The organism is Nocardia sp. FBN12, assembly GCF_050320175.1.
Classification (GTDB): Bacteria; Actinomycetota; Actinomycetes; order Mycobacteriales; family Mycobacteriaceae; genus Nocardia.
Map to the genome: position 1 here is coordinate 1929591 of NZ_CP190048.1, position 21780 is coordinate 1951370.

Genomic DNA, 21780 nt, shown 5'->3' on the forward strand with positions numbered 1-21780 from the left:
GCAGCTCATGCAAACACCGACCGAACAACTGATCATGGCCGCGCTCGCGGGTGTCGACGATCCCGAAATCGGCCGCCCCATCACCGAATTGAACATGGTCGACACCATCGACATCGGCGCACACGGCCGCGTCACCGTGCGAATCCTGCTCACTGTCGCGGGCTGCCCACTCCGGGCGAAGATCAGTGGCGACATCCACGCTGCCGTTATCGGAGTGCCCGGCGTGGCCGGTATCGATGTCGACTTCGGCGTTATGAGCGAGGAGCAGCGTCGCGACCTACGCGTTCAGCTGCGTGGGACCGAGAACAGTTCTCCGCTCGCACAACCGGATTCGCCGACTCAGGTGTACTGCGTGGTCTCGGGAAAAGGTGGCGTCGGAAAGTCCAGCGTCACCGTCAACTTGGCGGTCGCGCTGGCCCGGCGCGGTTTGCGCGTCGGCATCATGGACGCCGACGTCCACGGTCATTCGGTGCCCGCCATGCTCGGGATCACCGCTACGCCCACCCTGGTCGAGCGAATGATGATGCCGCCCACAGCGTTCGGTGTGCGCGTCATATCGATCGGCATGTTCGTCGACGACAACGCCCCCGTGGTCTGGCGGGGGCCGATGCTGCACCGCGCGCTGCAGCAGTTCGTCAACGACGTCTACTGGGGCGAACTGGACATCCTGCTGATCGATATGCCGCCCGGCACCGGCGACATCGCCATCTCCCTCGCCCAGCTGCTACCCACCGCGCAACTACTCGTCATCACCACGCCGCAACGCACCGCTGCTCGCATCGCCGAACGCGCGGGCGCCGTCGCCGCGCAGACCGGTCAGCGGGTAGCGGGCATCATCGAGAACATGTCCTGGTACGACAGCCTCGACGGCACCCGGCAGACCCCGTTCGGAGCCGGCGGCGCCACCGCGGTGAGCCGTGCTTTGAGCGGTCTGCTCGACACCTATTGCCCCGTCATCGGCCGGATCCCGTTCGACCCGGCGGTCTGCGCGGCAGGCGATGAGGGCGCTCCGTTCGTCCACACCGACCCGGGTTGCGCGCCCGCCGTGGCCATCGGCGAGATCGCGGCGGTCATCACGCCGATCGTGCGCCGCAGGCTGCCGGTGACGCCGATCAGTCCTGTGATGGCCTGAGATCACCGCGAAATAGTGCGTAAGCGGAGCTAACGGCTCTAGTCTGTTACCGCTACGCACTGTGGAGGTTGGATCAATGACGGTCGAGATCGTGACCGAACCGGCGCCGGAGAACCTGTGGACCGGATCGGGCCGGGCGACCGGGGTACCGCCGACGTCGATGATCGAGCGGATGACGCTCATTCTCGACGCGTTCGACGCCGCCACCCCCACGCTGACGCTGCTCGGACTCGCCGAACGCACCGGGCTGCCGCGCTCGACCGTGCATCGCATCCTCGACCAGATGATCCGGCTGCGCTGGCTCGCGCACACCCCCGGCGGCTACCGGCTTGGGCTGCGCGTGCTCGAACTCGGCGGGCTCGCGGCCGAGCAGAACGAGCTGCGCGAGGTGGTGGGGCCGCTGCTCTACGAACTCAGCCAGCGCACCGGACTGGTCGGCCACCTCGCGGTGCTGGACGGGCGCGAGGTGTTGTTCCTCGATCGTTCGGGCGGTCGCGGCCGGGTGGTCATCCCGACTCGCGTCGGGGGCAGGCTGCCCGCGCACTCCACCGCGGTCGGCAAGGCGTTGCTCGCCACGCTCGAACCCGGCATCGCGGAGGCCTCCCTGCGGGGCAACACGGTGGCACGGACCGCGCGCACGATCGTCGATCGGGGCGAGCTGCTCCGCGAACTCGCCCGCATCCGCAACCGTCAGGGCGTGGCCGTCGACACCGAGGAATCGATGCCGGGCGTCGGTTGCGTGGCGGTGCCGATCCGTGGCCGCGGCGTGGCGGTGGCCGCGATCTCGTTGTCGGGCACAGTCAAGGGCGAGCGGACCGCGCTCGACACCGCGCGGCTGGCGCGCGCGCTCGCCGAGGTGGCCAAGGAAGCGTCGCGCACCCTGGCCCCCCGGCACCCGCACTAGGGTTTGCGCCGCGCGATCGCCCGACCGGCCGCTCGACCCGAGAAGATGCACCCGCCGAGGAACGTGCCCTCCAGCGCGTTGTAACCGTGCACGCCGCCACCGCCGAATCCGGCGACCTCACCGGCGGAATACAGACCGGGGAACACGGTGCCGTCCGGGCGCAGCACCTGCGAATCGAGATCGGTCTGCAGTCCGCCGAGGGTCTTGCGGGTGAGCACGTTGAGGCGCACCGCGATGAGCGGGCCGTGCGCCGGATCGAGGATGCGGTGCGGCTTGACGACGCGGACCTTGTCACCGAGGAACTTGCGCGCACTGTGGATCGCGGTCACCTGCGCGTCCTTGGAGAACGAGTTGGTGACCTCGCGGTCCCTGGCCACGATCTGGTGTTCGAGGGCGGCCGCGTCCAGCTTCGGCCCACGGGCGAGCTCGTTCATGCCGTCGACGAGCTCGGTCAGCGATTCGGCGACCACGAAGTCCACGCCGTGCTTCTTGAACGCCTCCACCGGCCCTGGTGCGCCCTTGGCGAGCCTGCTCCGTGCCGTGAGCTTCAAGTCCTTGCCGGTGATGTCGGGATTCTGTTCCGAACCCGACAGCGCGAATTCCTTCTCGATGATCGACTGGTTCAGCACGAACCAGGAGTAGTCGTAGCCGGTCGACAGGATCTGACGCATGGTCTCGTTGGTGTCGAATCCGGGGAAACACGGTGCGGGCATCCGTTTTCCGTTGGCGTCGAACCACAGCGACGACGGGCCGGGGATGATGCGAATGGCGTGATCGGGCCAGATCGGGTCCCAGTTGTTGATGCCCTCGGTGTAGTGCCACATTCGGTCGCGGTTGACCAGCGCCGCCCCGGCCGCTTCGGAGATGCCGAGCATCCGGCCGTCGACATAGGCGGGGACACCGGAGATCATGGTCTGCGGGCACGGTCCGAGACGTTCGGTGGGCCAGTTGCGCCGGATGAGGTCGTGGGCGTGACCGATGCCGCCCGAACTCACCAGAACCGCGGGGGCGCCGAAGGTGAACTCGCCCACCACATCCCGGTTCGACGCCTGGCCGCGATCGGTGTCCGACGGCGCGAGCACGCTGCCGCTGACGCCGGTCACGGCGCCGTCTTCGACGATCAGCTCGTCGACGCGGTGCCGGAACGCGAAGCGAACCAACCCTTTCGCCTCACCGGCCAGGACCGGTTCGAGGAAGACCCGCAGCACTTCGGGCCCGGTGCCCCAGGTGAGGTGGAAGCGCGGCACCGAGTTGCCGTGCCCGTCCGCGAGACCGCCACCGCGCTCGGCCCAGCCGACCAGCGGGGTGAAGCGCAAACCCAAGGCGTGTAGGTAATCTCGCTTCTCGTCGGTCGCGAACCGCACGTAGGCCTTCGCCCATTCGCGGCCCATCCGGTCCTCGTCGTCGCGATCGAATCCGGCCGAACCCAGCCAATCCTGCAGCGCGAGTTCGTAAGAATCCTTGATACCCATCCGGCGCTGCTCCGGGCTGTCGACGACGAACAGCCCGCCCAGCGACCAGAACGCCTGCCCGCCGAGATTGGCGCGATTCTCCTGGTCGAGCACCAGCACCTTGCGCCCGGCGAGGACCAGTTCGTGCGCGGCGACCAGGCCCGCCAGTCCGGCACCGACGACAATCGCGTCGGGGGTGAAATCTTGGGTTGGCTCAGGCGCTGTGCTCGACATGCCTGGAACGTAGCATTGGTTCGTCGGCAGGCGGGGGCAAGTCCTGTAAACGCCCTGACCAGCGACATTTCATTCGATGAAAGGCTCGACACGCTCATGAACGTCCGAACCCGTACCGGCGCTGCCGTCCTGACGCTCGCCGTGGTGGCCGGCCTCGGTGCCACTTCCTGCTCGAAAACGCGCTGGTGCGAGCGCGATCAGGGCGATGTCCACGTCGCCGACTCCTACTGCGAACGGGGTGTCGCGGGCTATGAGTGGGAGCCCGACCACGACAAGCCGAAGTACAAGAAGAAGCCCAAGAAGCACTGAGTTCGTCTCGAGCGGCGTTGTGCCGCAGGCGATCCGAGATGTAACCGTGGCGCAGCCGATGCCGAGTTCGCGCCATGTCGATGCAGGTCAACGGGTATTCCACCACTGAGCGCAAGCTCTTTCTCTATTCCTCACAACGGCGTGAGCAGGTGGGCACGATGACCTATCGGAAGGCAATTCGTATTGTCGCAAGGCATACAGCGCGAGCGCTGTCGGTGTTGCTACTGGCCGCGGGAATCGGGACAGCGACGTCCCATGGACTGGCAGCGTGGGCGCAGAATTGCGCCACACTCGACGTCGTAATAGCCCGCGGCACAGTGGAACCCGGCTATCTGGGAGCCGCCATCGGCGACCCGCTGTACGCGGTGCTGAGCGCGCAACTGCCGGTGGACACCACCGCCCACCGCGTCGAGTACCCGGCCGATCTGCTGGTGCCGACCTCGATGAGCGACGGCACAAGGGCGATGACGAGCCATCTGATCGACCAGGCCGCCGCCTGCCCGGACCAGCGCTTCGTGCTCGTCGGCTATTCCCAGGGCGCGGTCGTCACCCATGCTGTCCTTGGCTCCGCGGCCATCCCCGGCGCGTGGGTGCTACCTCCCGAACTGTCCTCGCGGATCGTGTCGGTGCTGCTGTTCGGTGACCCACTGCGGCTCGTCGGCGGCACTGTCGCACCGGTGTACGCCGACCGCACCGCGAACTACTGCGCCGCAGGCGATCCGGTGTGCGCGGGCGGGGTGTTCCCGGCCGCGCACGGCAGCTACGAGTGGGCGTTCGCGGCCGCGGCCGGACAGGTGAGCGCGCGGTTGTGAGCCCGCTCAGAGGTCGGGCATGACCCCCGAGAGGACAGCGCCGATCTGCGCCACCGCGCGGTCGACGCTGCCTGTCGGCTGGAACAGATGACTCAGCGTCAGCCGGACCATGATCTCGACCACCGCGGTCAGCTCGTCATCGGTGAGGGACGCGAATTCGTACTGCTCGCGGACGGTGCCGCTGAGCGCGGCGACGGCCCGCCCGAGTACCGGTTCCGGGTCGCTCACGAGGGCGGGCAGCAGCGCGGTATCGCCGTCATGGCGAGCTGAGAGCACCGCCTTGATCAGGGTGTTGTCGCCCGCGGTGCGCAGCGTGTACTCGGCGGCGGCGGTCATGCCCGCGAGCGGGTCGGCCGGATGCCGGGCCAGCGTCTCGGCGACGCCGGTCAGGTAGATGCCGGTCTCACGCTCGATCAGGGCGTCCGCGAGCGCCTGCTTGGTGCCGATCTCCTTGTAGAGGACCGGCCTGCTGATGCCGACCTCCTTGGCCACCCGTGACATGTTGACCGCGCCCCAGCCCTCGCTGACGACCATCGTGCGCGCGGCGTCGATCATCCGGTCGCGCAGCAGCTGGCGCATTTCTGCCTGAAAGTTCGGTGGTTCGGCCACGTGATCATCCTACATGTGCCAGTCGATGTGCTCGTTCGTTGACAATCTGATCAACTGTGTATCCAATCGGAACAACACAGGCTATTGTGTAAACGAAGGCGACTTCGAGCGAGTAGGTGTCCGAAGTCTCGGTGATCAGGAGAATGGCAATGACGACATCTCGAATCGGTGACCACGCGGGATCGACCGCACCGCCGCGCTGGCGAGATCCCAAGCGATACCTGTGGCTGTTCGGCCTCGTCGCGCCCAGCGCGACCCTGCTGGCGGCCGGTTTCGTGTGGGCCTTCAACCAATTCGGCTGGCAGGCTGTGGCGCCTGTGTGGTGGTGGCTCGGGCCGATCCTGGTGTACGTGCTGCTGCCGACCCTCGACCGGTTCTTCGGCCCCGATGGCAAGAATCCCCCCGAGGAGGTGATGGAGCAGCTGGAGAACGACAAGTACTACCGCTACTGCACCTACGCCTATATTCCGCTACAGCTGGTCAGCCTGGTGTTCGCCTGCTACCTGTGGACCGCGGACAACCTGTCCTGGCTCGGGATCGACGGCGGACTCGGCCTGATCTCCAAGATCGGCCTGGCCTTCACGATCGGCGCGATGGGCGGCGTCGGGATCAACACCGCGCACGAACTCGGCCACAAGAAGGACGAACTCGAGCGCTGGCTGTCGAAGATCACCCTCGCCCAGACCTTCTACGGCCACTTCTACATCGAGCACAATCGTGGCCACCACGTGCGCGTCGCGACGCCGGAGGATCCGGCCAGTGCGCGCTTCGCCGAATCGTTCTGGAGCTTCCTGCCGCGCAGCGTGTGGGGCAGTTTGATGTCCTCGTGGGAGCTGGAGCGCACCCGCATGCAGCGGCTGGGCAAGAGCACGTTCTCGCTGCGCAACGACGTGCTCAACGCCTGGCTCATGTCGGTCGTGCTGTGGGCGGGGCTGGTCGCGGTGTTCGGGCCGTCGATCCTGCCGTTCCTGGTGATCCAGGCGATCTACGGTTTCTCCCTGCTGGAGACGGTGAACTATCTCGAGCACTACGGTCTGCTCCGGCAGAAGACCGCTTCGGGCCGCTACGAGCGCTGCACCCCCGAGCACAGCTGGAACTCCGACCACATCGTCACCAACATCTTCCTCTATCACCTCCAGCGCCACAGCGACCATCACGCCAATCCCACCCGCCGCTACCAGATTCTGCGGCACATGGACGGTGCACCGGAGCTGCCCAGCGGCTACGCGAGCCTGATCGGCCTGGCTTACCTGACACCGTTGTGGCGCAAGGTGATGGACCATCGCGTCCTCGCGCACTACGGCGGCGACATCACCCGGGTCAACATCCAGCCGAGCAAGCGGACGAAGGTCCTGGCCAAGTACGGAGCGAACTGATGGCTTACCTCTGCCCTGTCTGCGACTACGTCTACGACGAGCGATTCGGCGCTCCGCGTGAGGGTTTCGCCCCCGGTACGGCGTGGGCCGAGATCCCCGACGACTGGTGCTGCCCCGACTGCGGTGTCCGCGAGAAGGTCGATTTCGAACGGAAGGAAGGCGCGTCACGATGAGCGACTACAAACTGTTCCAGTGCGTCCAATGCGGTTTCGAGTACGACGAGGCGCTCGGCTGGCCCGAGGACGGCATCGAACCCGGCACCCGCTGGGACGACATCCCCGACGACTGGTCCTGCCCCGACTGCGGTGCCGCCAAAGCTGATTTCGACATGCGGGAGGTGAGCCGCGGATGAGTGGACGAATCGTCATCGTCGGCACCGGTGTCGCCGGCGCCACCGCCGCCCAGACCTTGCGACGGGAGGGCTACGCCGGCGAGATCGTGCTCGTCGGCGCGGAACCCGACCTGCCCTATCGCCGACCGGCGGTCTCCAAGGAACTGCTCGCGGGCACCACCCCGTTCCAGCGGGCCGTGCTGAAGCCGGTGAATTTCTGGGCCGACAACGCGGTCGATCTGCGTCCGGCCACGCGGGTCCGTGCGATCGACACCGACAGCGCGACAGTGCGATTGAGCACCGGTGAGGTACTCGGCTACGACAGCCTGCTGCTCGCCACCGGAGCGCGAGCGCGCACCATCGATACCGCGTCGAACCGCGTGCACACCCTGCGGACACAGTCCGACATCGCAGCGCTGCGAGGTGCGATCGATGCGGGCGGCTCGCTGCTGATCATCGGCGGCGGGCTGATCGGCTGTGAAGTCGCCGCCACCGCCCGCGGTCTCGGCGCCGAGGTGACCGTACTGAACGCCGGTCCGATGTTGCTCGATCGGATCGTGCCGCAGGCCGTGTCGGAGCTGGTGTGCGAAATTCACACCGAGCACGGCGTGGTAGTCGAGAACAGTGTCACCACAACGCAACTCGTCGACACCGCCGACGGCGTCACCGCCGTCACCGCGGACGGCCGCACCGTCACCGCGGCAGCCGCTCTTGTCGCCATCGGGTCGGTCCCCGACACCGCCCTGGCCGAATCCGCGGGCATCGCGGTGAACGACGGCATCATCATCGACCAGCACTACCGCACCTCGGCACCCGCCGTGTTCGCCGCAGGCGACGCCACCACCGTATTCAACCCCCGCCGTGGCGAATTCGAACGCGGCCAACACTGGAACACCGCGCTGTCCGACGGCGCCGCGGCCGCGAAAGCCATCCTCGGCCACCCCACCACCCCGGCCGAAATCCCCTGGGGCTGGACCGACCAACACGGTCTGTCGATGCAGTTCGCCGGCTGGATCCACCCCCACGACGACCTGGTCATCGACGGCGCCCTCAACTCCAGAGACTTCCTCGCGATCGCCCTGCGCAACGACCGACCGGTCGGCGCCGTCGCCATGTCGAGACCGAGAGAACTCCGTGCCACCCGCACCCTCATCGCCGCGGGAGACCCGTGGTCACCGAGTGCTTCCCTCGACCCCGTTCGATCACGCTGATTGATGGTAGGCCGGGAAGAAGCCATCGACATCTCTCGGCTGTCGCGGCCAGAAATTGGCCGCGATGGCCCCTAGCGTGGAGTTATGGGACTTCGAGAGGGTGCAAAGAAGGTAGTTGTCACTACGCCGGTCGGGCATGTGGGGGCCCGGGTCGTGCAGTTGCTGGTGCAGGCGGGGGTTCGGCCGACGGTACTGATGCGCGATCCGGGGCGGCTCGATGGCGCGGTGCGTGAGTTCGTCGATGTCGTGCAGGTCGATCAGGGGGATTCGGACGCGGTGGTGCGGGCCACCGTGGGGGCTGATCGGCTGTTCTGGGTCGATCCGCCTGCGCTGGTGGACGGTGATCCGGTGGCGGGGTATGCGCGGATGGGGGCTTCGGCGGCGCGGGCGGTGGCGGAGAACGGGATCGACGCGACGGTGTTTCTCAGCAGTGGGGGTGCGGAGAAGCGGGGTGGGGCAGGAGAGATCGACGGGTTGGCGCGCACCGAGGAGTTGCTCGACGCGACCGGGACCAACGTGGTGCACCTGCGGTGTGGCTACTTCTTCACCAACCTGCTGACCCAGCTCGACGAGATCAGGGCGGGCACGTTGTCCACGCCGTGGCCGTTGGACCACTCGATGGCCTGGGTCGACCCGCGCGACATCGGTGAGGTGGCCGCGGTCCGGCTGCTGTCGGATGCCTGGTCGGGGCGTGTTGTGCAGGCGGTGCACGGGCCGCGGGATCTGACGTTCACCGAGGTCGCCGAGACCCTCGGCCGGCAGCTGGGGCACGAGGTCACCCCGATCCACCTCGGCGACGACGAGTTCCGGGAGATGCTGCGATCAGCAGGTCTCGGGCAGGGGCAAGTCGATGGAATCGCCGGTATGTCAGCGGGATTGAGTTCCGGGTACGTCGCCGAAGACCCGCGCACACAGCTCACCACCACGCCGACGACCCTCGCGGCCTGGGCGAGCACCAACCTGCAGTGAACAGAACCGGCCGGTCACGACAACGAACATCGTGACCGGCCGGGTTTCAGCGGTTGCTCACCAATGCACGCCGGGGAGCATCCGGCCCATCCGGGCAGCGGATCCGGGCATCACCATGAGCGGAGCGAACACCGGGCCCAGCACGGTGAGGGCATTGCGCGCAGGCTCGGCCGGCTCGACCGCTTCGACAGGCTCGGCCACGACCGGAGCGTCGCCCGGCTTCCGTTGCGCCGCGGTGGATTCCCCGAACAGGCGGAATCCAGTGTGCATGATCGTGCGCTTGAGCGACGGCAAGAACATCTCGACCGCCTCGGAGAACGTGCCAACGGGGGTGTCGATGCGGTCGGGTCGTTCCAGCAGCGCACGAATCACGATGTCGGCGGCTCGCTCCGGATCGGGCAGGGGGAGGTAGCGGTAGACCTCGGTCGGCGCGATCATCGGGGTCCGGACAAGGGGCATCCGGATAGAGGTGAAAGTGACACCGGCGCCACGGTTTTCGACGGCGGCGATCTCGCTGAAGTTGTCCAGAGCGGACTTGCTCGCCGCGTAGGCGGCGAAGCGGGGTGCCTTGGTCTGCACGGCGATGGAGGAGATATTGACGATGTGACCGAAGTGGCGTTCGCGCATCGACGGGAGCAACGCGAGGATCAGGCGAACAGCACCGAAGTAGTTGACCGCCATGGTCCGTTCGAAGTCGTGCATACGGTCCACGGAGTTGGCGACCGAGCGGCGGATGGAGCGGCCCGCGTTGTTGATCAGGTAGTCGACGTGGTCGTGCTCGGTGAGCACCGTCTTGACCAGCAGTTCGACGCCTTCCGCATCGGTGATATCGCACGGGTAGGCGAAGGCGGTGCCACCCTCGGCACGCACGGATTCCGCTGCGGCCGTGAGGTCTTCGGCACCACGAGCGACCATCAGCACGATCGCGCCACGGCGGGCGACGGCGTGGGCGGTGGCCAGGCCGATACCCGAGGACGCTCCGGTGATCAGCACGGTGCGACCGGAGAGCTGGGGCGCGTTCGCGGCTTGACGCCCCCGAGTCGGGTCGAGGTTGTCGCGCCAGAAGTCCCACAGCCGGTCCGCGTAGGTATCGAACGCGGGCGCGGTGAGTCCGGGGAGCTGCGCCTGCGTGGAATCGCCGACGAACTCGGCGGTGAAAGCGACGTGCGGTGCGACTTCGGCGGGAATACCCGCCTGCTCGAACAGGAAGTCGCGCACCGCGTTCGCGCCCGGGACCTGACCGAGACCGCTCAGCGCACGCGCGCTGCCCGGCACGGTGCCGATACCGACAGGCCCGCCCGCGGCGGTGGCCAGCGCACGGTAGATCTCCCCGAACGGCTGCGGACGCGGGTTGACCAGGTGGAACGTGCGCCCGTCGAGACCCTCGCGCCGCACGAGGCGAACCATCGCCTCGGCGACGTAATCGACCGGCACCACATTGGTCGCGCCCAGATCGGGCAGCGGCAACGGCAGTTCGGACGGCAGGCCGGCCAGCGTCGAGATGGCCGAGAAAAAGTAGTAGGGGCCGTCGATCTTGTCCATCTCGCCGGTGCGTGAATCACCGACGACGATCGCCGGGCGATACACCCGCCAGCGCACGTCGTCAGCTTCGCGCACGAGCTTCTCCGCGGCGAACTTGGTGCGGTGATACGGCGAGGTCAGGTTCTGGCCGAGGTCGAAATCCTCCTCGAAGAACTTGCCGCGATGATCGCCGGCGACTGCCACCGACGACACGTGGTGCAGGGTGGCGTCGAGGCTGCGGGCCAGCTCGATCACCGAGCGGGTGCCCGAGACATTGGCCGCGTGCGCGGTCTGCTCGTCGGCCGTCATGTCGTAGACCGCGCCGAGGTGCAGCACGTGATCGGCGCGCGGCGCACCGTCGCCGAGGCCGAGGCCTTCGGCGGTCAGGTCCCCGACCAGCGCGAATACGCGATCACTGTCGGGATGTTGCGCATTGTGCGCGGTGAACTTGGCCAGCGATTCGGCACGCACCAGCACGTGCACGATCGCGGTGGGGTCGGCCGCGAGCAGCCCTCGCACCACTCGCCGACCCAGAAATCCGGTACCGCCTGTCACGATGTAGGAAACCATCGCCCCTCCTGAGAATCTCGAAACACGGTGTCGCGCAACAGTGATCGGCATGCGGCGGTGGATGCGAAATCAACGGTTGAGGTCCAGCAGTAAAAGTGGCTGGAGAGAAACCGGGCACATCGTCGTCCCGGCTGGGACTAACCGTACTCGCCAGTAACCTTGCCGGGCAAGTCTTCGGGTGTCTGTGACCGTGTGGGAATTGTCACCCGTCGTCGCAGGTCAAAGGGTATGTGTGACAGGAGATTTCCGTAACTCGAAGTTTCGGACAACTTGTCGCTATCGCGCTGCCAGTACGTCGCTGACGGTACTCGCCATCCGCGTGCGAAAGACCTCGGGGGCGAAGGTGCTGGCGTGATCGCGGATTTTCGCGGGATCGTAGGTCGCCGAACTGAATTCCCGCATGCGCTCGACCAGTGCCGCGACGACGTCCGCATCGGAGCCGGCGGGGACGTACTCGCCGGTGACGCCGGGCCGTACGGTGTCGAGGGCGCCGCCCGCGCCGACCGCGAGCACCGGCGTACCGCAGGCCATCGCCTCGACCGGGACGATCCCGAAGTCCTCGATGCCGGGCATGAGCAGGGCCTGGCAGCGTCGGTACATGTCCTGCAGCAACGCGCCGGAGGTGGCGCCGAGGAAGGTCGTCTCCGATCCGGCGATCTCGTCGAGTTGGGCGCGGAACCGGCCCTCGCCGAGGACGACGAGGCGGACACCGGCCCGCTGTGCGGCGCGGATGGCGAGGTCGGTGCGCTTGTAGGGCACGAGCCTGCCCGCGCAGAGGAAGAAGTCCTCGCGCGCCACCCTCGGATCGGGGGTGAACCGGCTGACCTGGACGGGCGGGTTGACGACCGAGGCGGGCAGGCCCCACCAGTCGGTGACGCGCTCGGCGACCGCGTGCGAATTGGCGATGACGTGCGTCAGCCGCGGTGCCGCGCGCAGCTCGCCGCGTCGAGCCAGGGTGCCCAGCGCGCCGAGCGCGAGCTGGCCGGCGCGCCCTCCGGCCTCCTGCGCGCGGAACTCGCGATCCCAGGCCCAGCGGGCGGGGGAGTGGATATAGGCGACGACGGGGGCGGCGGTGGCCAGGGCGGCCTGGGTGGCGAACGCGTGATGGCTGATCACGACAACGTCGAAGTCGCGCAACGGCATTCGACGCAACGCGCGCGGGACCAGCGGCAGCAGGGGAGCGTGTCTGCGGCCGGTGTAGGTGTGCGCCGTGCTGAGCCAGGTGTCGTGCACGTCGCGCACGGGTTCGCGCAGGCCGCCCGGCGCGACGATCGGCGCGAAAACCTCGGCATCGGGCCAGGTTTCGACGAATTCGCCGACGACGGCCTCGGAGCCGCCGAACTCGGTGAAACGTTCGTGGACGATGGCGACACGGGTCATCGGAGGGTGCTCGCTTCGATCTGTCGGGGCGCCGCGGTGCGACGCAGTGCGGGAGCGACAGGGCGGCCGCGCAGCAGCCCGTCGACGGTGCCGCGCTCGATCGCCCGGCGATAGACCTCGGCGGCCTCGGCGCACGCGGCGATCGTGGTGGTGATGGCGGCCGCGTCGTGGGCGGCGGAGGTGACGAACGACTGGCCGAGTACGCCGCGGACCAGCAGTTCCTGCAGGAACAGGGTTCGAAAGGCTTGCGAGGGTGCGCCTTCCGCGTCCAGGGTGCGGTAGATCAGGCAGGACGATCTGCCGCGCACCTGGAGGAAATCGGCGATGCCGAGGTCGGCGGCGATCGCATTGACCCCCTCGGCGAGTGCGCGGCCTGCCTGTTCCATGCGCGCGACGGGATCCTCGGTGCGGTAGGCGTGCACCACCGCACGGAACGCGGCCAGTGCGGATGTTTCCGGGCCGTGCGTCGTCGAGAGCAGGAATACCCGGTCCTGATCGGTGCGTAGCCCGCCCCGCTCCATGTACTCGCGCTTGCCCGCCAGCGCGGAGATCGGGAACCCGTTGCCCATCGCCTTGCCCCAGCACGACAGGTCCGGCGTCACGCCGTAGACGGCCTGGGCGCCACCCGTCGACCACCGGAAGCCGGTGATCATCTCGTCGAAGACGAGTAGGGTTTCGTACCGATCACACAGCGCGCGAACACCTTCCAGATATCCGGGCAGTGGTTCGGCCATGGCGGTCGCGGCCTCGAGGAAGACCGCGGCCACGGAGCCGTCCGCCAGCGTCGTCTCGAGGGCGTCGAGATCGTTGTACGGGAACTGCACGGTGTCGACGGTGGGGATGCCGCCCGCCATCTCGGTGGTGCCGATGAACCAGTCGTCGACGGAGAAGAACGGCTGAGCGCAGACGGCGATCGTGCTGCGACCGGTGACGGCCCTGGCCAGGCGGACCGCCGCGGTGGTGGCGTCGGAGCCGTTCTTGGCGAACTTCACCATGTCGGCGCCGGGCACGAGGGACAGGAAATCCTGTGCGGCACGCAGTTCCAGTTCGGTCGGCCTGCTGAAACTGACGCCGTCGGCGATGGTGCCCGAGACCGCGTCGAGCACGGGTGTGTAGGCGTGGCCGAGAGTGACCGCGCGCAGGCCCATCCCGTACTCGACATAGCGATTGCCATCGGCATCCCAGACGTGCGCGCCGTTACCGCGCACCAGGATCGGTGCCATGAGCTCCGGATACTGGTCGGCGCCGCGGGCGTAGGTGTGCGCGCCGCCGGGGATCAGGTCGTGCAGGCGTGCCTGCAGCTCGTTGCTGCGATCGAAACCGCGATGCTCGGTGCTTGGGGCCTGTGCGATCGGGTGCTCTGTCATGTGATGTCCCCTCCGGCCTCGGACAGGTGGACCGTGTGAGCAGTGCTGAACGCCCATAGTTCGTGGTCGGTGAGTTCGCCGTCGACACCCCGGTAGCGATGCATGGTTCCCTCGTGCCGCAGACCGGCCGCGCGCGCGACGGCCGCGCCGACGCGGTCGGTGGTCGGCACGGCCAGCGTCAGCCGCCAGATTCCGAGCCGTTCGGTGGCGTGGGCGGTCAGCAAGCGTAACGCGCCGGCCGCGGTGTCCGGGCTCGCCTGCGGTGAAACCCACAGAGCCGCACGGACATTGCGATCGAACATGTCCTGATCGAACAGGCGGCATTCACCGACGTAACGGCCGGCCTCCTCGACGACGAAGACCGCGCCGTGCCGCCCGCGCGGCCCCTTCCGAGCCGAAGCTCTGGCTCGCCACCATTCGCGCCGGGTATGGCGACCCGCCCAATCATCGGGCGAACTGACGGGTGCGAGCAGTGGCCGCGCGGCAATCCGGGCGGCGCGGCGCGGCGTGAAATCGTCGCTGCGCCAGGGGCGTAACGTCACCGGTCCGTGCTCGTCGGACACCGCGGCCGGGCGGGCTGCGCGCAGTGAGGCGGCCGCACGTCGCAGTGTGCCGAGGCAGTAGCGCGCCCGCGCCCGCAGTATCGTGTACCTCGATATCGTGGTCGCGGGCACCGTGGTCTGGGCTGTCCGCGGACTGTCCGAGGTGGGGTGCGCGGCGAGGTAGCCGTCCAGCCAATCGGCGGCGAACCCACCTGCGGGTACGCGATCGCTGGTCACCGCCCACAACTCGTGGTCGATGCGGCCGCTGCCGACATCGAAATACCCGGCCATCACCGCTTCCCGCGTCCATCGCTGCGCGACCGCGCGCCGGGCACCGGCATTGGTGACCGCGATCGGCGCGGTGATCCGCTCCAGACCGACTGTGGTGAAACCGAAGTCGAGCAGCAGCGACCCGGCCAGCCCGCCCGCACCGCGCCGGGCGACCTCGGTGTCGACCCACACACTGAGCTCGGCGGCGCCGGAGTCGATGCTGACCAGCTCGATCTGCCCGGCGAAGCGGCCGTCGATCTCGAGCACCGTGCTCACCCGTCGTCCTGCCCTGGCTTCGGCTCGGGCAGTGAGACATTCACGCACCCAGCGGGTCGCCGTGTGCCGCTGTTCCCAGGTCAGCGGGGAATGGAACCAGTACGGCTCGAGGCAGTCGCGATCACGCAGCCGAATCCGCCGCCACTCGGCGAAATCGCCGAAAGCCGGTGGTCGCAGCAGCACCGTGACGCCGTGCAGGTGCGCCGGACCCAGCACCACCGAGGCGTACGACGCGCTCATTGTCGTGGCCGTTGTTTGCCCATAGGTACGGTGCGCAACGCGCCGTCGGTGCCGACGGCCAGCCGCCAGTAGCTGCCCGAAGGATCCTTCAGTACGACTCCGGCGTCTGCGTGATCGGATAACCAAGCGCCACTGGACAAAACGGCCGAGCGGACCGCGCCGTCGTTGCCCTGCGCCTGGAACAGATCGGCGTCGCTGTGCCCGGCCCTGGTGATCACCGTGCCGGTGAACCGCGACGTGCGCATCCCGCTGCGCCCGATCACTTGCCACCCATCGGGAAACACGCCGGCCCGCAGATCGTCGGCGGAACCGGAGATCAGATTGATCGCCGTGCCCTCGGCGCAGTCGGTGGGGTCGATACGCAATTCGACGGCGGGCCGGTCGGACTCCTGATCGAAGACCACATTCGCCAGGTACGGCTGCCGGCAATAGACGAGGTCGACCCCGACCGAACGGGCGGCCACCTTGCAGTTGACCATGCCGAACTGGGCGGGCCCGCCTTCGCCTTTCGTCCCGACCGAGACCGCGATATCGGCGCCCTCGAACCAGATATTGGTGAGCCACCAATCATTGGCCGCGCCGACGACCATCAGGTGCCGGTCAGTGGTGCGCGGATCGCGATCGGAGACGAACTCGACATTGGTCAGCGCCAAACCGGCATTGTGGTCGTTGCCGGTGCCGAGCACCCCGACGTAGTTGCTGGTGAATTTCGACGAGGTGACGTAGTTCTGGATGCACTGCGTTTCGAGGCCGACCCCGAAATTGTTGATATCGCAGTTGATGAACGCGGTGCCGCCGGTATTGCGATCCAGCACGACGCCGCGCTGGGCGAGAAAGCGAGGGTGGTTGTCGCTGAGGTGATTTCCGCGGATCACGACACCGTCGAAGGAACAGCGGAAGCATTCCGACAGGACGAACGCGGTGGCGCGCGGTCCGGTGAGATAGAAACCGATGCGGGAGAACCGAACCCGGCTGCGCTTCTCCAAGCGGATCAGCGTGACGTCGTCCTCGCAGAACACCACGCTGGAGTCGCCACCGTCGCCGAGAACCGTTGCGTAGTCCGGCATGTCGGGCCACGACCGAACGCGATAGGTGCCCGCGGGGAAATACAGCACCACCGGTCGGTCCCTGGCCGCCGCGGCCGCCGCGACCGCCGCCGTATCGTCGGCCTTACCGTCACCGACGGCCCCGAAGTCGCGCACATTGCGGGCCGCGGGCGTATCGCTGACGTGCGGCGACCGGAACTCCGCACTCGGTTCCGGATCGGCGGCACACGCCGCGGCCAGCGGCAGCACCGCTGCGGCGCCGAAGGTGGCGGCGAGCAGACGCCGCCGCCCGACAGACTCATCGGTCACAGTGGCAGCCGTTCCAGGAAACGGGCCAGCGGAGCCGACGGTCTGCTGTACACCACCGCTCCGGTGAGTTTCGCGGCGCCCAGAGTCGCCAGCGCGCCGCGCAATCCGGGTCCGGACAGCGCACCGAGCTCGACGATGCCGACGGTCGCATCGCACAGCGGTGCCACGCCGATCGCGTCCGCGGCGACGCTGACCGGCGCGGTCTCCACGATGACATGGTCGAAACGCGACGTCAGGTCGGTGAGCAGGTCGGCGAACCGCGCGGACACGAGCAGGTCCGGCGTCTGCTGATCGGCCGCACCGAGGGGGAGGAAGGCGATCCCGGTCTCCGACCACGGCGTCAGCGCCTTGGTGGCGGGCAGGGTGGCGCGCAGCACCGCCGCCAGGCCCGGGCTGTCGCTGGTGATGAACGCCGAACTGCCGCCACCACTGGTATCGGCGTCGACGAGCACCACGTGCTGTCCGCTGTCGGACAGCGAACGGGCAAGTGCCATCGCCACATCCGGCTCCGAACGCGGCGACAGACTCGTCAACTGCACGGACTTCGCCGGGTCGCGCTGAAGCAACCGGCTGCGCAACCGCCGCGTCTCACCCGCGGCACCGGGCCTGCCCGCATCGATCACACCCAGCACCGGAACGGGCAATGCGGCACCCACGGCATCCGGGGTACGCAGCGAACGGTCGGTGCGCTCACGCAGCAGTGCCGCGCCGCCACCGAGGGCGAGACCGGCGATCAGACCCAGCAGCACGATCCGGCTCGGCGGTGGGCCGAGTGGCGTGCTCGGCACCTGCGCCCGGTCGACCACGGCCACCCGCGCGGCCGGTGCCGCGTCGCGCTGGATGGACTCGAGTTCGTCGATGAGCTTGCGGAATTGTGCCACCGCCGCGTCCGTGAGATCGCGGGCACCGGTCGGTGTCGAATCCTCCACCGAGATCACGATCACCGAGGTCGCGGGCGGCGAACTGGCCGTGATCCGCGCGCGCATCTGCTCCGGCGTGACCTTCAGGCCCTTCTCGTCGACCACCCGCGCCGCCACCGTCGTCGAGGCCGCCAGATCGAGGTAGGACCGCACACGTTGCTGCGCGGCCAGACCACCCTGATACGAGTCGTTGACCGAGGTGCCGGTCGCCATCGACACATACATCGAACTCGACGCCGAATAGGTGTTCGGCAGCGTTTGCGCGTAAGCCCACGCGGCCGCCGTGCACACCAGCACGACCCCCACGATCAACAGCCATCGCTGTCGTACGATGCGCCAGATATCGATCAAACCCATCGCTGGGACTCCATTTCCCCTGATACCACACATGATTCGGTGCGCCGGAATTCCTCGACGACCAGATACACCAGCCACGCCAGCACGGCGGTCTGCGCGAATTTGCCGAGATTCTCCATGCTGCCGAGAATCCCGCGCTCGAACAGTGTCGAGGCGCCGGTGATCGCCAGACCGAGCACGATCACCGGAAACCACCGCGAATACAGCGAATACGACCAGGCCAGCAGGAGCGCGAAGGTGAACACCGCGCACACGACGACCCCGGTGTAGCCGCCGAGTACGTAGCCCTCGTTGAAATTTCCCTCGGCGAGCGAGACCGTGACGGTGCTCATGTCCACCGAGGCGCCGCGCACCTCGTTCGCCCATGCGGTCCCGGACTGGAATTTCTCCAGCCCGAGCAGCGGCGCCGGGATGAGGCTCAGGCTCGCGTGCTGGGCCACTTCGCTCGGTGTCAGCCAGCCGCCGGGACCGTAGAACAGTGCGTCGGTCGCGGCTTCCAGGAGATCGAACCGGCGCAGGATGCTCAGGAACGGCTGCACGTTCGCCGGGTAGATCGAGTCGACCGAGGCCGCGTCGCGGGCCGCGGTACCAGTGGACTTGAACGACTGGAGCCATCCGAAGCCGATCACCCCCACTATGCCGATGCCCGCGACACCGAGGGCGGTGCGCCGGTTCCAGCCGATCATCGAGAACCGGATGGCCAGTGCCAGCGCGGCGCCCAGGATCGGAGTCTTGGACTGCACCACCGACGACCACCAGAGTTCACCGGCCAGCAGCCCGGCGAGGATGATCGCGGTGCGGCGCGGGTCGGGCGGGCGCAGGAAGATGATCAGACCGATCGCGGCGATCGAGGCCGGGACGGCGAGAAACGCCAGCAGCGGGTTGGCGCTGTCGACTTCACCGGCGGTGCCCGCGGATCCGGACGCCTTGCCCGCGAGCCGCCCGAGCATGCCGAGCGTGTACAGCGCGAGCAGGGCGGGGACGAAATCCGGATCGTCGAGGGCGGCGGCGCGGCGCAGCGGTCTGCGGTGGGCCCAGATCGCGTAGGCGACAACGAGTGCCGCGTACACCCACAGCCCGAACACCACATGCTGCAGGGCCAGCGCGATCCCGCGGTCGTAGCCGAGATCGGCCAGCCGCGGATCGGGCACATTGTCACCGAAGTGCGGTTCGGGCCGCACCGCGAGCAGTACCAGCGGGCGGGCCACATACGACAGCGACCAGAACACGGCCTGCGCGATGAGGAACACCCTGGCGACGCCGGGCACCCAGAGGGCAGCGACCGCGATGACGAGCAGCGCGGCGGCGACGGCGGCGACGGTGGCGGAGCCGGTCAGGACCTGACCTCCTGCGCCAGCGCGACGATCTCGCGTGCCCGATCCACATACCGGTGCCCGTCGGCCACGACCCGGCGGTGCCCGGCTGCGGCCACGGCCGCGACCCTGTCCGGTTCGGCCGCACAGCGATCGAGGATGTCGTGGAGTTCGTCGGTGTCGGAGAACAGGAAGCACTCGGTGGTATCAGCGAGGAGTTCGGCGTGCTCGTCGGTGCGTTCGCCGACGAAAAGCCCACCGGCAGCAGGCACTTCGAAGGTGCGGCAGGTATGGGTGTCGCGGTTGCCGGAGTTCAGCAGCACCAGGTTCGCGCCGACCTGGGCGACCGCCGCCGAATACTGAGCGCCGTAGACGGCCCCGCCCACGTGGGCGCCGGTGGCGCGCAGCTCGGGTACCCGCCGCCAGCCGGGACCGCGGACGAGCATGCGGTCGCCGTAGCGCCGGGCCAGTTCGACCATCGCCGTGCGGCGGTCGGGACGGCACACGCCGATGAAGCCGACGAGGTAGTCGCGGCCGTCACGCCGGGCGGTGCGGTGGTGCCAGGCCGGATCGTAGGCGCTGCGCACGAAACCGACGGCCCGAGCGCCGCGCGCCCGCAATTCGGGCACATTGTGCCGCTTGGTGGTGACCACGAGGTCCCATTCGGCTTCGTGCGCGAGGTAGGAGGAGGTGAGATTTTCCGGGTTCGCCACATCGTCGGCGCTGTAGTGCACATGCAGCGCGGCAGGCAGATCGAGCAATCTGCGCTGGTCGAGATGGATTCCCTTGAACACGAAGACCATATCGGGATCGAAGGCCCCGGCGCTACGTTCGATTCGCTCGTGTAATGCGCGCACCTGCCACGGCGCCCGCTCCTCGCGCACTTTGGCGTAGATCCAGGGCGGTGACAAACGGGTCGGCAGCGTGATCGTGGTCGAGTCGACGACGAGCACATCATGGCCGGCCTGCCGGAAGCCGTCGGCCAATGAGCGGGCATTGCTGCCGATCCAGTCGTCGCCGATGAAGAGGATTTTCATGCGTGGTGGTCCTTGTTACGCCGGTCGCGCAGGACCAGCATCCTGACTCGCGCGAGATACCAAGCAGCGACGGCATATTCGACCAGCACGCTGCCGTAGACGAGGGTGTGTACCGAGCGGGTGTGGAACGTGAGCCCGAGCGCGCAGGCCGCGATCACCGTGCCGATCACGGCGCCGGTGAGCACACCGAACGTGTCCTGGCGAACGGGCAGGATCGCGGTGGTGACGAACGAGGTGACCGTGGTGGCGGGCAGGATCAGGATTTCGATCCGCAGCAGTGATGTCGCGCCGAGGAATTCGGTGCCGAAGATCACTTCGATCAACAACGGTGCCGTGACCCAGACCATCGCGCTCACCAGCGCGGCCAGTGCGACGCAGGCCGCCAGTACTCGCACACTGTCGCGCCAGAAGTTGCCGTCGGAGCTACGCCGCGCCATCCGCGGCAGCAGGGCGAAACCGATGGGGTCGAGCAGCGATTGCAGGGCTCGCACGAGGCGATCGCCCGCGGAGTACAGACCGAGGGCGGCCGCGTTCAGCACCACCGAGTAGATCGCCGCGGCGCCCTGGCCGTAGGTGGTGATCAACAAGCGGGAGGCGAACACCGGCGCACCCGTGCGCAGCAGCTCACCGACATCGCGGGGCCGCGACGGCAGGCCGTATCGACGGGAGGTGTCGATCCAGGTGGCCACGACGGTCGGCGCCGACGACACCAGCAGGCACAGCACCGCCACCTGGGCGCTCGGCACGCGTGGCAGCACGCCGACCAGCAGAGCGAGGTAGCCGAGCCGCCCGATGCCCTGATAGACCGTCGACGCGCCGAAACGGCCCTGCCCGATCAGCAGCCAGTCCTCCGACATCGACCAGAACCCGCCAGCGAACAGGCCGAGCAGGATCATCTGCACCGGCTCGGGCATCCGGAACACCAGGCCGACACCGAGCGCGAGTCCGAGGAGCAACAACAAGGTCAGGCGCACGGCGAGGTAGTCGCCGCGCAGCTGGTTGATCGCCGCGAATCGCGCACCGGCACCGCGGTCTTCCTCGGCGTCGGGCACTCGCGCGGCCATGAACGAGGTGATCCCGAGGTCGACGATCAGCGAGCCGATGAAATAGGCCGACATCGCCATCGCGAGCAGCCCGAGACCGTGCGCGCCGAGTACCCGGGCGATCAGCGGCACCGTGATGAAGGTGACGAGGTACTGCCCGTACTTACCGAAGCTGACGAACCCGATGTCACGCAGGACGGCCAGCGGGCTGGACTTGCTGTCTTTGCCGCCACCGCCGGATCCGCGGTCGT

At 68.0% G+C, this 21780-nt stretch carries 20 protein-coding genes; 9 read left to right on the forward strand and 11 right to left on the reverse strand.

Going from position 1 to position 21780, the window contains the following annotated elements:
* Nucleotides 1-7: 7 nt before the first annotated feature.
* Both ACQHI0_RS09575 and ACQHI0_RS09580 read left to right on the forward strand, forming a co-directional pair.
* Nucleotides 8-1132, forward strand: coding sequence for an Mrp/NBP35 family ATP-binding protein (locus ACQHI0_RS09575; protein ID WP_427907575.1), 1125 nt, complete (start codon nt 8-10; stop codon nt 1130-1132).
* A 76-nt stretch (nt 1133-1208) separates the two neighbouring features.
* Nucleotides 1209-2036, forward strand: coding sequence for an IclR family transcriptional regulator (locus ACQHI0_RS09580; protein WP_427907576.1), 828 nt, complete (start codon nt 1209-1211; stop codon nt 2034-2036).
* Here ACQHI0_RS09580 and ACQHI0_RS09585 read toward each other — a convergent pair.
* The gene (locus tag ACQHI0_RS09585) at nt 2033-3721 is read right to left on the reverse strand and encodes an FAD-binding dehydrogenase (protein ID WP_427907577.1); all 1689 of its coding nucleotides are present in this window, start codon (nt 3719-3721) and stop codon (nt 2033-2035) included. The two genes, ACQHI0_RS09580 and ACQHI0_RS09585, sit on opposite strands and share 4 nt — an antisense overlap.
* Nucleotides 3722-3817: 96 nt before the next feature.
* Between ACQHI0_RS09585 and ACQHI0_RS09590 the strand changes: the two genes are divergently transcribed.
* On the forward strand, nt 3818-4030 hold the full coding sequence (locus ACQHI0_RS09590; protein ID WP_194827624.1) for a hypothetical protein: 213 nt from the start codon (nt 3818-3820) through the stop codon (nt 4028-4030).
* Nucleotides 4031-4188: 158 nt separating this feature from the next.
* Nucleotides 4189-4842, forward strand: coding sequence for a cutinase family protein (locus ACQHI0_RS09595; RefSeq protein ID WP_427907578.1), 654 nt, complete (start codon nt 4189-4191; stop codon nt 4840-4842).
* A gap of 6 nt (nt 4843-4848) precedes the next feature.
* Here the strand turns inward: ACQHI0_RS09595 and ACQHI0_RS09600 are convergent, their stop codons facing one another.
* Entirely contained in the window at nt 4849-5451 is a 603-nt protein-coding gene (locus tag ACQHI0_RS09600) for a TetR family transcriptional regulator (RefSeq protein WP_427907579.1), read from the reverse strand.
* A 149-nt stretch (nt 5452-5600) separates the two neighbouring features.
* Between ACQHI0_RS09600 and ACQHI0_RS09605 the strand changes: the two genes are divergently transcribed.
* From ACQHI0_RS09605 to ACQHI0_RS09625, 5 genes are all read left to right on the forward strand, one after another.
* A complete protein-coding gene (locus tag ACQHI0_RS09605) occupies nt 5601-6827 on the forward strand; it encodes an alkane 1-monooxygenase (protein ID WP_427907580.1) in 1227 nt (408 codons plus the stop codon).
* Entirely contained in the window at nt 6827-7000 is a 174-nt protein-coding gene (locus ACQHI0_RS09610; RefSeq protein WP_427907581.1) for a rubredoxin, read from the forward strand. The genes ACQHI0_RS09605 and ACQHI0_RS09610 overlap by 1 nt, the downstream gene beginning before the upstream one ends.
* The gene (locus ACQHI0_RS09615) at nt 6997-7179 is read left to right on the forward strand and encodes a rubredoxin (protein ID WP_379219407.1); all 183 of its coding nucleotides are present in this window, start codon (nt 6997-6999) and stop codon (nt 7177-7179) included. Before ACQHI0_RS09610 ends, ACQHI0_RS09615 begins: the two co-directional genes overlap by 4 nt.
* Nucleotides 7176-8369: an NAD(P)/FAD-dependent oxidoreductase gene (locus ACQHI0_RS09620; protein ID WP_427907582.1), complete on the forward strand. Its 1194-nt coding sequence runs from the start codon at nt 7176-7178 to the stop codon at nt 8367-8369. The genes ACQHI0_RS09615 and ACQHI0_RS09620 overlap by 4 nt, the downstream gene beginning before the upstream one ends.
* 84 nt (nt 8370-8453) lie before the next feature.
* Nucleotides 8454-9338: an NAD(P)H-binding protein gene (locus ACQHI0_RS09625; RefSeq protein WP_427907583.1), complete on the forward strand. Its 885-nt coding sequence runs from the start codon at nt 8454-8456 to the stop codon at nt 9336-9338.
* A gap of 57 nt (nt 9339-9395) precedes the next feature.
* Here ACQHI0_RS09625 and ACQHI0_RS09630 read toward each other — a convergent pair whose 3' ends face one another.
* The 9 genes from ACQHI0_RS09630 to ACQHI0_RS09670 all read right to left on the reverse strand — a co-directional run bounded on the left by ACQHI0_RS09630 (nt 9396) and on the right by ACQHI0_RS09670 (nt 21733).
* Complete coding sequence (locus tag ACQHI0_RS09630; protein WP_427907584.1) at nt 9396-11429, reverse strand: SDR family oxidoreductase; 2034 nt, start codon at nt 11427-11429, stop codon at nt 9396-9398.
* Nucleotides 11430-11705: 276 nt separating this feature from the next.
* A complete protein-coding gene (locus ACQHI0_RS09635) occupies nt 11706-12809 on the reverse strand; it encodes a glycosyltransferase (RefSeq protein ID WP_427907585.1) in 1104 nt (367 codons plus the stop codon).
* Nucleotides 12806-14176 (reverse strand): glutamate-1-semialdehyde 2,1-aminomutase, encoded by a 1371-nt coding sequence (locus ACQHI0_RS09640; protein ID WP_427907586.1) that lies wholly within the window; start codon nt 14174-14176, stop codon nt 12806-12808. The genes ACQHI0_RS09635 and ACQHI0_RS09640 overlap by 4 nt, the downstream gene beginning before the upstream one ends.
* Nucleotides 14173-15504: a GNAT family N-acetyltransferase gene (locus ACQHI0_RS09645; RefSeq protein ID WP_427907587.1), complete on the reverse strand. Its 1332-nt coding sequence runs from the start codon at nt 15502-15504 to the stop codon at nt 14173-14175. Before ACQHI0_RS09645 ends, ACQHI0_RS09640 begins: the two co-directional genes overlap by 4 nt.
* Nucleotides 15501-16859 (reverse strand): glycosyl hydrolase family 28-related protein, encoded by a 1359-nt coding sequence (locus ACQHI0_RS09650; protein WP_427907588.1) that lies wholly within the window; start codon nt 16857-16859, stop codon nt 15501-15503. The genes ACQHI0_RS09645 and ACQHI0_RS09650 overlap by 4 nt, the downstream gene beginning before the upstream one ends.
* On the reverse strand, nt 16856-18136 hold the full coding sequence (locus ACQHI0_RS09655) for a Wzz/FepE/Etk N-terminal domain-containing protein (protein WP_427907589.1): 1281 nt from the start codon (nt 18134-18136) through the stop codon (nt 16856-16858). Before ACQHI0_RS09655 ends, ACQHI0_RS09650 begins: the two co-directional genes overlap by 4 nt.
* Nucleotides 18127-19473 carry a hypothetical protein gene (locus tag ACQHI0_RS09660; protein ID WP_427909123.1) on the reverse strand — a complete coding sequence of 449 codons (1347 nt, stop codon included), beginning with the start codon at nt 19471-19473 and terminating at the stop codon, nt 18127-18129. Before ACQHI0_RS09660 ends, ACQHI0_RS09655 begins: the two co-directional genes overlap by 10 nt.
* Entirely contained in the window at nt 19470-20486 is a 1017-nt protein-coding gene (locus ACQHI0_RS09665) for a CgeB family protein (RefSeq protein ID WP_427907590.1), read from the reverse strand. Before ACQHI0_RS09665 ends, ACQHI0_RS09660 begins: the two co-directional genes overlap by 4 nt.
* Complete coding sequence (locus tag ACQHI0_RS09670) at nt 20483-21733, reverse strand: oligosaccharide flippase family protein (RefSeq protein ID WP_427909124.1); 1251 nt, start codon at nt 21731-21733, stop codon at nt 20483-20485. Before ACQHI0_RS09670 ends, ACQHI0_RS09665 begins: the two co-directional genes overlap by 4 nt.
* Nucleotides 21734-21780 lie beyond the last annotated feature (47 nt).

Excerpts from the sequence above, each read along its gene's own strand:
- ACQHI0_RS09625 (WP_427907583.1), top strand. The coding sequence starts at position 8,454 with ATGGGACTTCGAGAGGGTGCAAAGAAGGTAGTTGTCACTACGCCGGTC.
- ACQHI0_RS09655 (WP_427907589.1), bottom strand. The coding sequence starts at position 18,136 with ATGGGTTTGATCGATATCTGGCGCATCGTACGACAGCGATGGCTGTTG.
- ACQHI0_RS09610 (WP_427907581.1), top strand. The coding sequence starts at position 6,827 with ATGGCTTACCTCTGCCCTGTCTGCGACTACGTCTACGACGAGCGATTC.
- ACQHI0_RS09575 (WP_427907575.1), top strand. The coding sequence starts at position 8 with ATGCAAACACCGACCGAACAACTGATCATGGCCGCGCTCGCGGGTGTC.
- ACQHI0_RS09630 (WP_427907584.1), bottom strand. The coding sequence starts at position 11,429 with ATGGTTTCCTACATCGTGACAGGCGGTACCGGATTTCTGGGTCGGCGA.
- ACQHI0_RS09615 (WP_379219407.1), top strand. The coding sequence starts at position 6,997 with ATGAGCGACTACAAACTGTTCCAGTGCGTCCAATGCGGTTTCGAGTAC.
- ACQHI0_RS09585 (WP_427907577.1), bottom strand. The coding sequence starts at position 3,721 with ATGTCGAGCACAGCGCCTGAGCCAACCCAAGATTTCACCCCCGACGCG.
- ACQHI0_RS09590 (WP_194827624.1), top strand. The coding sequence starts at position 3,818 with ATGAACGTCCGAACCCGTACCGGCGCTGCCGTCCTGACGCTCGCCGTG.
- ACQHI0_RS09580 (WP_427907576.1), top strand. The coding sequence starts at position 1,209 with ATGACGGTCGAGATCGTGACCGAACCGGCGCCGGAGAACCTGTGGACC.
- ACQHI0_RS09605 (WP_427907580.1), top strand. The coding sequence starts at position 5,601 with ATGACGACATCTCGAATCGGTGACCACGCGGGATCGACCGCACCGCCG.
- ACQHI0_RS09665 (WP_427907590.1), bottom strand. The coding sequence starts at position 20,486 with ATGAAAATCCTCTTCATCGGCGACGACTGGATCGGCAGCAATGCCCGC.
- ACQHI0_RS09620 (WP_427907582.1), top strand. The coding sequence starts at position 7,176 with ATGAGTGGACGAATCGTCATCGTCGGCACCGGTGTCGCCGGCGCCACC.
- ACQHI0_RS09595 (WP_427907578.1), top strand. The coding sequence starts at position 4,189 with ATGACCTATCGGAAGGCAATTCGTATTGTCGCAAGGCATACAGCGCGA.
- ACQHI0_RS09635 (WP_427907585.1), bottom strand. The coding sequence starts at position 12,809 with ATGACCCGTGTCGCCATCGTCCACGAACGTTTCACCGAGTTCGGCGGC.
- ACQHI0_RS09645 (WP_427907587.1), bottom strand. The coding sequence starts at position 15,504 with ATGAGCGCGTCGTACGCCTCGGTGGTGCTGGGTCCGGCGCACCTGCAC.
- ACQHI0_RS09640 (WP_427907586.1), bottom strand. The coding sequence starts at position 14,176 with ATGACAGAGCACCCGATCGCACAGGCCCCAAGCACCGAGCATCGCGGT.